The sequence below is a fragment of the Streptomyces sp. NPDC001732 genome (assembly GCF_053596315.1).
The window spans coordinates 74,538-87,261 of sequence record NZ_JBSFFY010000020.1 but is presented as its reverse complement, the minus strand read 5'-3'; the positions used below and the strand labels follow the sequence as shown (position 1 = coordinate 87,261).

10 protein-coding genes are annotated in these 12,724 nt (G+C 67.7%); 6 read left to right on the top strand and 4 right to left on the bottom strand.

Features of this window, described 5'->3' with window-relative positions:
• Positions 1–77 precede the first annotated feature (77 nt).
• From ACWCXX_RS20755 to ACWCXX_RS20730, 6 genes are all read left to right on the top strand, one after another.
• Positions 78–1,163, top strand: a complete 1,086-nt coding sequence (locus ACWCXX_RS20755) for an LLM class flavin-dependent oxidoreductase (RefSeq protein ID WP_451129243.1) — start codon at positions 78–80, stop codon at positions 1,161–1,163.
• Positions 1,160–1,774 carry an FMN reductase gene (locus tag ACWCXX_RS20750; RefSeq protein WP_451129241.1) on the top strand — a complete coding sequence of 205 codons (615 nt, stop codon included), beginning with the start codon at positions 1,160–1,162 and terminating at the stop codon, positions 1,772–1,774. Before ACWCXX_RS20755 ends, ACWCXX_RS20750 begins: the two co-directional genes overlap by 4 nt.
• 131 nt (positions 1,775–1,905) lie before the next feature.
• Positions 1,906–2,574 carry a DUF4232 domain-containing protein gene (locus ACWCXX_RS20745; RefSeq protein WP_451129304.1) on the top strand — a complete coding sequence of 223 codons (669 nt, stop codon included), beginning with the start codon at positions 1,906–1,908 and terminating at the stop codon, positions 2,572–2,574.
• Positions 2,575–3,159: 585 nt separating this feature from the next.
• Positions 3,160–4,341: an MFS transporter gene (locus tag ACWCXX_RS20740; RefSeq protein ID WP_451129302.1), complete on the top strand. Its 1,182-nt coding sequence runs from the start codon at positions 3,160–3,162 to the stop codon at positions 4,339–4,341.
• A gap of 457 nt (positions 4,342–4,798) precedes the next feature.
• The gene (locus tag ACWCXX_RS20735; protein ID WP_451129239.1) at positions 4,799–5,650 is read left to right on the top strand and encodes a helix-turn-helix domain-containing protein; all 852 of its coding nucleotides are present in this window, start codon (positions 4,799–4,801) and stop codon (positions 5,648–5,650) included.
• Positions 5,651–5,841: 191 nt separating this feature from the next.
• Positions 5,842–6,825, top strand: a complete 984-nt coding sequence (locus ACWCXX_RS20730) for an alpha/beta hydrolase (RefSeq protein ID WP_451129237.1) — start codon at positions 5,842–5,844, stop codon at positions 6,823–6,825.
• Positions 6,826–6,923: 98 nt separating this feature from the next.
• Here the strand turns inward: ACWCXX_RS20730 and ACWCXX_RS20725 are convergent, their stop codons facing one another.
• The 4 genes from ACWCXX_RS20725 to ACWCXX_RS20710 all read right to left on the bottom strand — a co-directional run bounded on the left by ACWCXX_RS20725 (position 6,924) and on the right by ACWCXX_RS20710 (position 12,718).
• The gene (locus tag ACWCXX_RS20725) at positions 6,924–9,662 is read right to left on the bottom strand and encodes a helix-turn-helix transcriptional regulator (RefSeq protein ID WP_451129235.1); all 2,739 of its coding nucleotides are present in this window, start codon (positions 9,660–9,662) and stop codon (positions 6,924–6,926) included.
• A 234-nt stretch (positions 9,663–9,896) separates the two neighbouring features.
• Positions 9,897–10,766 (bottom strand): LysR family transcriptional regulator, encoded by an 870-nt coding sequence (locus ACWCXX_RS20720; protein ID WP_451129233.1) that lies wholly within the window; start codon positions 10,764–10,766, stop codon positions 9,897–9,899.
• Positions 10,767–10,899: 133 nt separating this feature from the next.
• Positions 10,900–11,709, bottom strand: coding sequence for an alpha/beta hydrolase (locus ACWCXX_RS20715; protein ID WP_451129231.1), 810 nt, complete (start codon positions 11,707–11,709; stop codon positions 10,900–10,902).
• On the bottom strand, positions 11,612–12,718 hold the full coding sequence (locus tag ACWCXX_RS20710) for a helix-turn-helix domain-containing protein (RefSeq protein WP_451129300.1): 1,107 nt from the start codon (positions 12,716–12,718) through the stop codon (positions 11,612–11,614). The genes ACWCXX_RS20715 and ACWCXX_RS20710 overlap by 98 nt, the downstream gene beginning before the upstream one ends.
• Positions 12,719–12,724: the final 6 nt, after the last annotated feature.

The window sequence follows — 12,724 nt, the reverse complement described above, 5'->3', positions numbered from 1 at the left end:
GCTCAGGAGCACGAGGGCCAACCAGAGGGCGCCTACATTTCGGGGAACAGTAAATATTCACTTACAAAGAGGCATATATGCAGTTCGGAGTCTTTTCTGTGGGGGACGTGACCCCCGACCCGACGACCGGGCGCACCCCTTCCGAGCGGGAGCGCATCAAGGCGATGATCGCGATCGCTCTGAAGGCGGAGGAAGTCGGCCTGGACGTGTTCGCGACCGGCGAGCACCACAATCCCCCGTTCGTTCCCTCCTCGCCCACCACGATGCTCGGCTACATCGCCGCGCGCACCGAGAAGCTGATCCTTTCCACCGCCACGACGCTCATCACCACCAACGACCCGGTGAAGATCGCCGAGGACTACGCGATGCTCCAGCACGTGGCCGACGGCCGTGTGGACCTGATGATGGGGCGCGGCAACACCGGACCGGTCTACCCGTGGTTCGGCCAGGACATCCGCCAGGGCATCGACCTCGCCAAGGAGAACTACGCTCTGCTGCGCCGACTGTGGCGCGAGGACGTCGTGGACTGGGAGGGCACGTTCCGCACCCCGCTGCAGGGTTTCACGTCCACCCCGCGTCCGCTCGACGGCGTCCCGCCGTTCGTCTGGCACGGCTCCATCCGTTCCCCCGAGATCGCCGAACAGGCCGCTTTCTACGGTGACGGGTTCTTCCACAACAACATCTTCTGGCCGGCCGATCACACGCGGCGGATGGTCCAGCTGTACCGCCGGAGGTACGCCGTCCACGGCCACGGCCGACCGGAGGACGCGATCGTCGGCCTGGGAGGACAGGTCTTCATGCGGAGGAACTCCCAGGACGCCGTACGGGAGTTCCGGCCCTACTTCGACAACGCCCCGGTGTACGGGCACGGCCCGTCGCTGGAGGAGTTCACCGAGCAGACGCCGCTGACGGTCGGTTCTCCCCAGCAGGTGATCGAGCGGACCCTGTCCTTCCGGGAGACGGTCGGCGACTACCAGCGACAGCTCTTCCTGATGGACCACGCCGGCCTGCCTTTGAAGACCGTCCTGGAGCAGCTCGACATCCTTGGCGAGGAAGTGGTGCCCGTGCTGCGCAAGGAGTTCGCCGTCGGCCGTCCGGCCGATGTCCCCGACGCCCCCACCCACGCGTCCCTGCGCGCCGCGAAGGAAGGGGTTGGAGCGTGAAGCTGGTCGCCGTTTCCGCGGGGCTGAGCACTCCGTCCTCCACGCGCCTGCTCGCCGACCGTCTCGCCGAGTCCGTACGAGAGGACTTTGTTGCTCAGGGCCTCGCGGTGGAGGTGCAGGTCATCGAGCTCCGCGAGCTCGCCGTCGCCGTCGCCAACAACCTCGTGACCGGCTTTCCCGCTCCGTCACTTGCCGCGGCCATCGACGCGGTCACGGGAGCGGACGGCCTGATCGCCGTGACCCCCGTCTTCACCGCCTCCTACAGCGGACTGTTCAAGTCCTTCTTCGACCTGATCGACCCCGAAGCCCTGACGGGCAAACCGGTCGTCATCGCGGCGACCGGAGGGACGGCCCGTCATTCCCTGGTCCTGGACCACGCCCTGCGCCCGCTCTTCGCCTACCTGAGGGCGGCCGTGGTGCCCACCGCGGTCTACGCGGCCTCGGAGGACTGGGGATCCGGCGGCGACGAGTACACCGACGGTCTGCCCGGCCGCATACGCAGGGCGGCCGCTGAGCTCGCCGTGCTGATGGCCGCCCGCCCGGCGAGGGAGGCGCCTGAGGACGACGTCACCGCGCTCGAGCGTCAGCTGTCCGACCTTCGCTTCGACTGACGCCCCCGCAGGCCACCGGCTCTGGACAGATCACTGATGTGGCGACCCAAGCTCCGGCAGGAGCTTGGGAAGCACCTGATTGCCGGACAGCACGGTTGCCTGCTGCGGCATCACCGATTTCGGAAGGCAAAATGACACACCGACTTCTCCTCTGCGGCGTTCTCCTCGGAGGCGCCTTGGCGGCCGGCTGCACAAGCCAGAACACGGATGACACGGCGGGAGACAGCCCACCCCCGGCCAGCACCTCGCCGCATACGGTGAGCCCTTCCGTTCCGGCGTCCGTTCACGATGGCGGGGCCAGCCCCTCCACCGAACCATCCCCGGCCCCGGCCGATGGTGCCGGTACGGCGACAGCGGGGCCCGCCTCATCCCCTGCAAGCAGCCGTTGCCACACCTCCGAGCTGAGGGCGTCCATCGGCCCCAACCACCCTGGGGCCGGTCAGTCGAATTTCGCCGTCGTCCTGACCAACGCCTCCCGCCGATCCTGCACGATCCACGGCTTCCCCGGACTGGCGTTCGTCAACGGCAAAGGCGAAGCGGTCACACCGGATCCTGAACGGGGGACCGGCAAGGAGCGGAGCACCGTGATCCTCACTCCCGGTGCCAGTGCCTGGGCGACGATGACGCACGCCAACCCTGCCCTCACCGGTGTCACCACCGTGACCCCAGAAGCCCTGCGCATCACACCGCCCGACGAAACGGAATGGATCTCAGTCCGCTGGACTGGTGGCGAAGTCTCCAACACGGGCAAGGCGTCGGTGCCCCAGGTGAGTCCCTTCAGAGCAGGAAACGGCGAGTGACCCCACGGCTACGGTGAAGCAGAGCGATCGCCTGACCGAACCGGCCTCAAGTCCGAGGCTGCGGACCTTCCCTCCCGGACGGGTCCGGCCTCGAGCCGACGGTCTCCTCGATCAGCACCCTTGGTTCGCCCCGATGTGAGCTGCAGAACCCGATCCCGAGCCGGCCCGGCGACGCCGCCTGCGCACAGCAGGCGGCGTCGCCGCGTACCAGGGTCGGTTCGTCCAGCCGATCGGCGAAGTCAGACTTCGGGGTCGGCGCCACTTCATCGCGACGCGCCCGTGACCCGTGCGCATGCACCCTCAAGCCTTGTGCGGAGACCGCCAGGCTGTCCGGGCGCCGGATGAGGACGGCATACGGTCATCTCTCCTCGAGATGACTGATGTCACGGATCATCGTCACCGATGGGGAAGACCGAGGCGCGGGCCGGCGCTGACGCCTGCGTGACGGCACCGAAGAAGCTGCCGACCACTGCACTGAGCTTCCGCCCGAGCCGGTCTCGGCTCTTTCCCCAGAAGGTGCACATGTCCGCATCCAGCGACGCCCGGTATCCGATCCCGCCCCAGGCCACCGAAGCACCTCAGACCGTGCCAGGCTGGCTGGTCGCACTCCTTGCCGTCGCCTCCGGCATGACGGTCGCCAACCTCTACTACGCCCAGCCGTTGCTGTCCACGCTGACTGACGTGTTCGGCACCAGCACGGCGACGGTAGGCTCCCTGATCACCCTCACGCAGGTCGGCTACGTGATAGGCATGCTCTTCCTGGTCCCGCTCGGTGACCGGCTGGAGAAGCGCAACCTGATCACCATTCTGCTGATCGTCACGACTCTCTCCCTCCTGGCGGCAGGGCTGGCCACCTCCTTCCCCATGCTTCTGATCGCATCGCTCGTCAGCGGCGCCACGTCGGTCGTAGCGCAGGTGCTCGTGCCCTTCGCCGCCGGCCTGGCTCCCGACCATGCCCGAGGCCGAGTCGTCGGCCGAGTGATGAGCGGCTTGCTCACGGGCATCCTGCTCTCCCGCACGCTGAGCAGTCTCGTCTCGGACCTCGCCGGTTGGCGCGTCGTCTTCCTGGGATCCGCGGCCTTGATGGCTGTGCTTGCCATGGCTCTGCGTGCGGCCCTGCCGCAGCACGCGCCCACCACGACGCTTCCCTACCACCACGTGCTGCGTTCCACCTTCCAGCTGGTGCGCAGGCACCCGGCGCTCGTGCGCCGTGGTCTCTACCAGGCCGCCATGTTCGGCGCCTTCAGCGCGTTCTGGACCACGGTCTCCTTCGTCCTGACAGGCCCCCGTTTCCACTACTCCCCGGTGGGAGTCGGTGTGTTCGCCCTCGTCGGCGCGGCCGGCGCGGCCGTCGCCCCGTTCGCCGGCCACTGGGCCGACCGGGGGCTCGTACGCCCGATGACAGGCGCCGCCTTCGTGGTGGCCGCCGCAGCCTTCGCCCTCGCAGGCTTCGGTGGACACAGCGTCGTCCTGCTCGCTCTGGCAGCGATCCTTGTCGACGTCGCCGTCCAAGCCACTCTGATTCTCGGCCAGCACACCGTCTATCAGCTGGACCCTGCCGCCCGCGCACGCCTCAACAGCGCCTTCATCGCCATGTTCTTCATCGGCGGCGCGGTCGGGTCCCAGTTCGGCTCCCTCGTCTACCACGCCGGCGGTTGGACCGCCTTGACCGTCCTCGGCGCCGCGCTTCCGGTTGCGGCTCTCCTCTACTGGAGTACCGAGCGCAGGGAGCCGACAACTGCGGCACGGGCCACCACGACCCCGTAACGTCGTGTGTGCGAGCGCAGGATCACGTGTCGCGGGGGCGGCTGGAATCGGGAGGTGAGTCGTCCCCGAGCGCCCACGGCTCACCGGAGGCCCGAGACAAAGGCGCCCATCACCAAAGACGGTGACAGTGACGAGAGGCGACCGTCCTCCGACGGCAGTCCAGGAGGGGCGGTCGGTCCGCTGGGGCTCCGGCCAGCAGGTTTCCGAAAGCCTGCCGGGCATGCGTAGTCATATCGACGGTCAAGTGACGCATGCCCGGGAGACCGGTCGCCTGCCACATTGAAGGGCATGAGGCCGCTTGTGGCGGCTTGTCCTGACCCTGGGAATCACCGCAAACCCGTCCCCATTGTCCCTCCGGTTCGTGAAGGGCTTCCTCAAGAGCCTGGCATGGCTACATCAGCAATTGACGGATGGGTAAGCCCGCTGGGCCGCGGTCCCGAACGAGCGGAGATGTTCCATGACCACGCTGTCCGGGCGGATCCACACCGTCTCTCCCCTGCCCACCCTCAGGGACGAAGAATTCTTCCTCTTGGCGCTGGCGGCGGCCGACTCGGTGCTGATCACCCGGAACGGGGACGAAGTTCCCCTGCGGGCCGGCGACCTCGTCTTCTGTGAACCAGGCCGGGAACGCTCCCCACGATTCGCCGAAGATTGCCAGATGACCTTCTTCCGCTTGCCCCGTCGCCACCTGGCACTGTCGGAAGCGGACTGGGACCGCGTCACGGGAATGACCGTGCAAGGCGGTGAGGGTTTGGGCGCGCTGGTGTCGGACTTCTTGGCCGCGCTGGCCGTCGGCGTGGAGGGGCATGGGGCAAAGGTCGTCCACCAGCTCACCCGCACCGCCGTGGATCTCCTCGTCGTCCTCGTCATGGAACTTCTCCAGGTGGAACCGCAGGGGGGTGCTCCGGGGGCGACGCAGGCACGTGTCGAGATGCTCGCGCAGGTCCGGAAGTACATCGAGAAACATCTCGCGGATCCGGATCTCTCCCCACGATCGATCGCGCGTGCCAACCACATCTCGGTCCGCTACCTGCACAAGCTTTTCCAGTACGACGGCACCACGGTGGGTCAGTGGGTGCTGCAGCGCAGGCTGGACTCCTGCAGGCACGACCTGAGCCGGACGCCCAACCGGCGCATCACGGTTGCAGCGGTGGCGCACCGCTGGGGTTTCGCCAGCTCGGCGCACTTCAGCCGCACCTTCCGGGCCGCCTACGGCATGACACCCAGCAAATGGCAGGCTCTGTCGTCCCCTGACCTGCTGTTGCCACGGAGTGTCTTGGGCGCCGGAGAGTGCGGTGATCCCTGCTGACCCGGATCGTCTCAGCAGAGTCTCGCAGGCGCGCGCCTTTGCACTGTGAGAACAACGGTGTGCACTCCTGGGCAAGTGTTCCGTGTCCGGCGGCATAGCGTGACGAAGAGTGCCTTCTGGCGCCCTTCTGGTGTCCGGCGCCGCGTTGCCGGAGCGACCGGCAGTTCGCATTCATCAAGGGAGAAACCCGCATGTCTGGTGCCGTCGAGCCGGTCCAGCCGGTGCTCGAACCGGCGGCAGCCGCTTTCGCGGAAGCCACGGCCGATCCGCCCTACCTGTCCGACCTGCCTCCGGTGGAAGGGCGTAAGGCTCTCGACGAGATGCAGAACAGCAAGATCGCCAAGGCCGTGATCGACGAGGAGTGGATCACTGTGCCCGGGGGGCCGACGGGCAGCGTCCGCGCACGAATAGTGAAGCCTTCCTACGCCGAGAACCCCCTCCCCGTGATCCTCTACATCCACGGCGCGGGATGGGTGTTCGGCAATGCCCACACGCATGACCGCCTGGTACGTGAACTGGCCGTCGGCGTCGAGGCCGCCGTGGTCTTCCCCGAGTACTCCCTCTCGCCCGAGGCCGGCTATCCGATCGCGATCGAGCAGAATTACGCGGTCGCCCAGTGGGTGGTCCAACAGGGCGCGACGAAGGGACTGGACGGCACCCGCATCGCTGTCGCCGGCGACTCGGTCGGCGGCAACATGGCCATTGCGCTGACGCTGATGGCCAACGAGCGCGGCGACGTCCCTCTGGTGCATCAACTGCTGTTCTACCCGGTGACCGACGCCTCCTTCGACACCGGCTCCTACCACCAGTTCGCCACCGGCTACTTCCTGCGTCGTGACGGCATGCAGTGGTTCTGGGACCAATACACCACCGACGAAGCCGAGCGCGCCCAGATCACCGCCTCCCCCCTGCGCGCTGCTACGGAACAGCTCACCGGGCTGCCCCCGGCCCTGATCATCACCGCTGAGGCCGATGTCCTGCGTGACGAGGGCGAGGCCTATGCAGGCAAGCTGCGCAAGGCCGGTGTCCCCGTCGTCGCCGTGCGATTCACAGGCGTCATCCACGACTTCGTGATGCTTGACGCCCTTCGCGAGACCCACGCGGCCGAGACGGCCGTCACGCTGGCCGCCGACACTCTGCGTGCCGCTCTTTACGCCGCTGGGCGGGACTACTGATCCGCGCCTGGACAGACGTGACCTCACGGTGCCCGGGCCGTGTGGGCACGAGAGAGCGAGGGGCACACCCAAGGTGCCGCCGGGTGGGAGCGACGGGTCTATTCACCGCCGAGATCGGCCAGGTGAAGCTGCCCACGGGAGGTGATGTCGAGCTTCTGGAAGATGCGGCGCAGGTGCTGGCCCACGGTCCTGTGAGAGATGAACAGACGGGTTCCGATCTCGCGGTTGGTCATCCCTGTCGCCGTCATTCTGGCGATCTGCAGTTCCTGTGGGGTGAGGTTGTCGGCCGTGGACGGTGTCGGTCTGCGGACGGCTTCGCCGGCCGCGCGCAACTCGGACCGTGCATCCTGGGCGAACGCGGTGACGCCCAGGGCGTCAAAGCTCTCCACAGCCGCCCGCAGCGGTCGTCGGGCCTCCAGGATGCGGCGTTGGCGGCGCAGCCACCGGCCGTAGGCCAGCAGCAACTGCGCTCGGTGAAAAGGCCAGTTGATCAGCAGACGGTCGTCGAGGGCCTGCCGGTAGAGAAGCTCCGCCTGATCATCGCCGACAACCAGGGGGTGTGTGCAGATGGCCATGGCCCTCAGGAACGGGGCGGTCGTCTTCTCGGCCAACGCGCTGAGCTGTGCGTGGTGGTGTCTTGCTTCGTCAATGCGGTCGGTACGGACCGCCGCCTCAATGAGGTCCGCGATGCCCCAGTACCCCACAAACGGGTGATAAGTGATGTCGCCCGGATCCAGTACCCGCGCCAACTGTTCGTACGCGTCGTTGTACTGCTTCTTCACCATGGCGTAGCGCCCTCTGGCGACCTGGGCGAAACCGAGGATCGACTGTGCTCCCACGGAGAGCAGTTCCGCCTCGGTTGTCCGGATGAGCTCGTCCGCCCTGTCGAACTCTCCGCGCTCGCTCTCCAGCGTGGCAAGAGCCAGATCGGAGACGTATGCCCAGCGAGGCCGGCCGGTGTCTCGGGACAAGCGCCGGGACTCGTCTGCTGCGGCTCGTGCCAGACGGTGCTTGCCGAGCGGGATGGCCGCCCATGCCTGGGACGCCAGGGCCTCGCCGAGCAGCCCCAGACGTCCCTGCTGCCGCAGGCCGTCGATGGCGGCACTCAGGTAGGGCCAGGAAAGGTCGAATCCCCAGATCGCGGTGAGTGAAGCTCCCAGCGCGTGTTGCTCGGCAGGGTCGTTCACGACCCCTGGAGCGATCCCGGCCGTCCTGTCGATGACCCAGGCCGCTTCCCCGACCGGGTCGGCACAGGCGGCGACGGCGAGGGCCATCGGCTCCCTGTCGTGCCGCTGCAGCCGCCGCGCCGCCTTGACGAAGAGACCACGAGTCTCCTCCGCAGGGTTGCCGTACCAGCACCCGATGGACAGGGGCCACAGCGCCTTGAGCGCGAGAGCGGCCCCCTCGGTGTCGGCGGCGGCCAACTGGTCCGCGACGTCGGCGAAGGCCCGTACCCGCTCGGGGCTGAACCAGCTCTCCTCGTTGAGTGCCTCGGTCCACAGGGTGAGGCGAAGTCTTTCCTCGGGTTGGAGTTCGGCAGCCCTCGCCTCGGTCAGCTGTTGACGCGCCGCGGTGACCTCGCCGAGCTCGAAATTGATCTCTGCCGAGCGCAGCAGGAGCCGGCCCTTGAGAGTCTCAGGGCGACTGCGGAGAGCCGCCTGCCGTAGTGCTTCGGCCGCGGCGCGCGGGGCACCTCGGGTCAGCGCCCTGAGGGCGGCTTGTTCGAGGTCGAGCGCCACGTCGTCGTCCAGCCCGGGAGTGGCGGCCGCACGGTGCCAGGCCCTGCGTTCGTGGTGTCCGGCCAGTGCCTTCGCCAGTGCGGCGTGCGCGCTCAGTCGTGCGGAGGCATTGGCGGCGTGGTAGACGGCGGAGCGGACCAGGGGGTGCCGGAAGTTCACATGGTGCCCATGGATCTGGAGCAGCCCCGCCTCGACAGCGGGTTCCAGGGAATCGACCGAGAGGCCGGTGCCGGTCAGGATCGACGCGGCTTCGAGGATTTCGGCGAGGTCGCCGCCATCATCTGCGGCGGCGGTCAGCAGAACGGTCTGAGTGAGGTCGGGAAGTTCCGAGGAGCGTGAGAGGAAGGACCGCTCCAAGCGGCGGGTGGTCGGAAGCCAGGGCAGCGGCGACGCCGGGATGCTTCCGTCCGCGTGCAGCGCTGCTGGCAGCTCGACCAGCGCCAGCGGATTGCCGGCGGCCTCGTCCAGGACCCGCCGGCGGACGGACTGGTCGAGGTCCGGCGTACGTGCCTGGAGAAGTGCCGACGCCGCATCGTCGTCCAGCTGGTGGAGCTGCATCTCGGCCATGCCGGCGTCGTTCAACACCGTATCGTGGCCCTCACGCACGGCCATGAGCAGGGCGGTCCGGTCCCCTTCGAGCCGGCGGGCGACGAAGGCGAGCACCTCGCTGCTCGGCCGGTCGACCCACTGTGCGTCATCTATCAGCAGAAGGACGGGGGTGCTGTCAGCGAGGCTGCTGAGCAGCTCCAGCGCGGCCAGCCCGACGGAGAACATCTGAGGCGCGGTGCCGTCGTTCATACCGAAGGCCGCAAACAGCGCCTGCCGCTGGGCCGGCAGCAGAGACGGAGCATGGTCGAGCAGGACCGGGTTGAGCAACTGATGAAGGCCGGCGTAGGGAACGGAGGCCTCGGACTGCACGCCGACCGCCGACAGGACACGTCCGCCGCCCGCGACGGCGGCTTCCCGCGCGGCGCCGAGAAAGGCGGTTTTTCCGATGCCGGCCTCGCCACGCAGCAGCAGGGCGCTTCCTGCGCCGTCGAAGCAGCGGGAGAGGAAGTCGGACAGGAACCGCAGCTCGTCATCACGCCCGTACAACATGTTCCCGTCCAAAGTCGCCCCGCGAAACCGTCCGCGGCTCGGGCGCGGACGATTGAACCGCCCCGGCCTCGCTCAGGTTCGCCTTCGCGGAGCGAGAACAAGCCCTCACTAATGGCTAAAAAATAACATAATCCCAGGTCAGGGCTGGAGGTCGAAGGGCCGGCCCGAGTGGGGAGGCCGGCCGGCGGTCCGTCCGGAGAGCGTGGCGCTGAGCGACTCGCCGCTCTGTGGTTCTCAGGTGATGTGCTTCAGCAGGGCCGCGACTGCTGGAGGCGCCTCGCCGGGAGGCCGTGCCACCATGACCTTCCAGCTCGGGGCGTGCCGGTGGAACGGGTACTGGCGCAGGTCGCCGAAGCGATCGGCGATCGACCTGGGCATGATGCAGACGCCCAGATCGTTCCGGACCAGCTCGGCTGCCGCGACGATGTCGTTCACCTCGAACGTCGTGGCGCGTTCGACGCCTGCGGCCCGGAAGGCCCGGTCCACCGCGTATCGGATGGCCCAGCCCGGTGAGAAGTCGACCAGGGGCAACCGGGCGATGTCGTCGAGGTCGACTTCACCGCTCGCCGTCGCCTCCGGAAGATCCCGGCGGGATGATGCCACCAGCACCATGTCCTCCCGGGACAACAAGTGCGTCGTCAGACCGCGCTGCTGCTGCCGGTCGAGCGCCACGACCGCTAGGTCGACTGTGCCGTCGCGCAGCGCCTGACGGATGTCGGCGACCGCTGCCTGCCGTAGTTGGACCACTACCCCCGGGTGCTCCGCTCGCAGCGCCGACAGAGCATGGTGCAGCCCCGCCCATACACCTTGCATTGTGCCGACGATGACGCGCCCGCGGAGCTGTCCCTTGACGGCGTCGACCGCTTCCCGGGCCTGCTCGGCGGCCCGGAGGGCAGCCTTGGCCGCTGGGACGAAAGCTTCGCCCGCCGCCGTCAGGGTCACGCGGTGGGTGGTGCGGTCGAAGAGCGGAGTGCCCAATTCGCGTTCGAGGGACCGCACCGTGCCGGACACCGCGGACTGCACCACGTGCAGTCGCCGCGCCGCTGCCGTGAAGCCACCCGCGTCGGCCACCGCGACGATGACTTCCATCTGCCGCAGATCCATCACTCGCTCCTGCTCACACAGCGCTCCGCTTGCTGTGAAGACGACCACCCCGCTGCATCGTAAGGGGACAGGAGAAGGGATGAGTTCGTCGTCGACGGGCTCCTGAACGCATCTGCCACGGCATTCGGCGACATCAGGTGGTGGCGCGTACGGCATCGCGGATGAACTCGGCGACTTCCACAGGTCGGGAGAGGAGCACGGCGTGAGAAGCGTCGTCGACCTCGATGACCACGGCTCCGGCGCGTTCGGCACCGAAGCACTCCACTTCCGGGTTGATCGCTGCGTCCGCGCCGGCCACGAGCGCCCAGGAAGGCTTGCTCTTCCATGCCACAGCGGAAGCCCTCTGGGTGAACGAGGAGGCGGCCAAGGGACGTTGCGTCGTAGCGAGGACCTTGGTGGTCGAAAGCGGTACGTCTGCGGCGTAGACGACCGGGAACGCCTCCGCCTCGATGGTGACCTCTACGGCAGTCTGCCCGTCGTCGACCGGGTACGTCTTCCCCTGAAGACTGCTCGCCAGGGGCGGCAGCGGGAAACGGCCTTGCAGTTCATCGAGGCTCTCACCCTCTTCGGGGACATAGGCGGCTATGCAGACGAGTCCGACGACGTTGTCCGCGGTGCCCGCCATGGAAATGACCGCTCCGCCGTAGGAGTGGCCGACCAGGACGACCCGGTCATCGATCTGCACTGCCTGGGAGGCGATGAAGCGGCGTCGGACTCCAGGCCCCGCAGCGGATTCGGAGGTGCCACCACCGGGATGCCGTGGTTCTGCAGCTCCGTGATGACGCCGGACCAACTGGTGGCATCCGTGAAGGCACCATGGACGAGCATGGCGGTCGGCGGAGTGATCAAGGGGTGCTCCTCGAGGAGGACGAACAGGGGCTGTCGCCGGATGGGACGGCCTGCTTGACGGCCGTGACTCCAGCGCGGGTCTCGCGGAGCTCACGGTGTCGAGGTAGCGCGGGCCCGGGGGCTTGCTGAGACGCGCGCCATTCGCTGGGGGACATGCCGTAGACGGTTCGGAATGTCCTGCTGAAGTGAGCGGCACTGGCGAAACCGCGCTGATGCGCCACCGCGGCGATCGTGAGGTCCCTCGTCTGGTGGTGCAGCAGGTCGCGTCGGCAGGCCTCCAGACGCCGCTGCAGGATCCATCGACTCACGGTGATGCCCTCGGCCTGGAACATCTTGTACAGATAGCGCAGGGAGACGTGGTGGGCCTGCGCGATGCGTGCAGGGGAGAGTGCTGGATCCGAGAGGTGCTCCTCGATGAATGCCTGGATCCTCGGCATCAGGGTCCAGTCCTTCCCCTGCGCCTGTTCGTCGGCCCTGCCGAGTGACTCGTCGACCAGCGCCCCGAGCAGGTTCACCATGTTGCGGGCCATCAGCTCGCCCGTGGTCGGGAGAAAGGTCTCCGCACTGTCCACGAGCCTGGTGATGAACGGAGAGAGCAGTCGCCCAAGCGAGGTGTCGGGACCGAAGGGTGCCGCCGTGATCCGGGCCACTGCGGACCCACGTCGCCGAAGCTCTTCGTGGGGCAGCACCAAGGATTTCACGCGGAAGAAACGAGAAAAATCAACCCGAACGGGACGAGTAGTCTCGTAAATGAAGATGTCACTGGGGTGAACCTGCGCTTCCCTCCCGTCCTGTTCGACCCGGGCGACTCCGGTGTCCAGGAGATTGAGGATGACGAACCCGTCCCCGTCTCCTCCTGCCGTACGGCGATGCGTTCGCCGTACGGTCATGCCGTCACCTTCGACGGTCACCACCCGAAGCCGACCGAGTGGGACAGTGCGAACGCTGTCGATGTGTGTGTCGGTGGGCACGGAGACGTCCACCGCCCCCCACGCCTGGGACATGGTTCGACGCCAGTGGGTCCGTCCTTGCTGATCAGGAACCGATGCGGCGGATCGGGCAGCCCCGCGGACGCCGCTGTGGGGCGTAGCGCCAGAGGTCATGAGTGT

What these genes read in the sequence shown, in the direction of transcription:
- ACWCXX_RS20755 (WP_451129243.1), top strand. Translation starts at nt 78, where the DNA reads ATGCAGTTCGGAGTCTTTTCTGTGGGGGACGTGACCCCCGACCCGACG.
- ACWCXX_RS20745 (WP_451129304.1), top strand. Translation starts at nt 1,906, where the DNA reads ATGACACACCGACTTCTCCTCTGCGGCGTTCTCCTCGGAGGCGCCTTG.
- ACWCXX_RS20735 (WP_451129239.1), top strand. Translation starts at nt 4,799, where the DNA reads ATGACCACGCTGTCCGGGCGGATCCACACCGTCTCTCCCCTGCCCACC.
- ACWCXX_RS20730 (WP_451129237.1), top strand. Translation starts at nt 5,842, where the DNA reads ATGTCTGGTGCCGTCGAGCCGGTCCAGCCGGTGCTCGAACCGGCGGCA.
- ACWCXX_RS20725 (WP_451129235.1), bottom strand. Translation starts at nt 9,662, where the DNA reads ATGTTGTACGGGCGTGATGACGAGCTGCGGTTCCTGTCCGACTTCCTC.
- ACWCXX_RS20720 (WP_451129233.1), bottom strand. Translation starts at nt 10,766, where the DNA reads ATGGATCTGCGGCAGATGGAAGTCATCGTCGCGGTGGCCGACGCGGGT.
- ACWCXX_RS20710 (WP_451129300.1), bottom strand. Translation starts at nt 12,718, where the DNA reads ATGACCTCTGGCGCTACGCCCCACAGCGGCGTCCGCGGGGCTGCCCGA.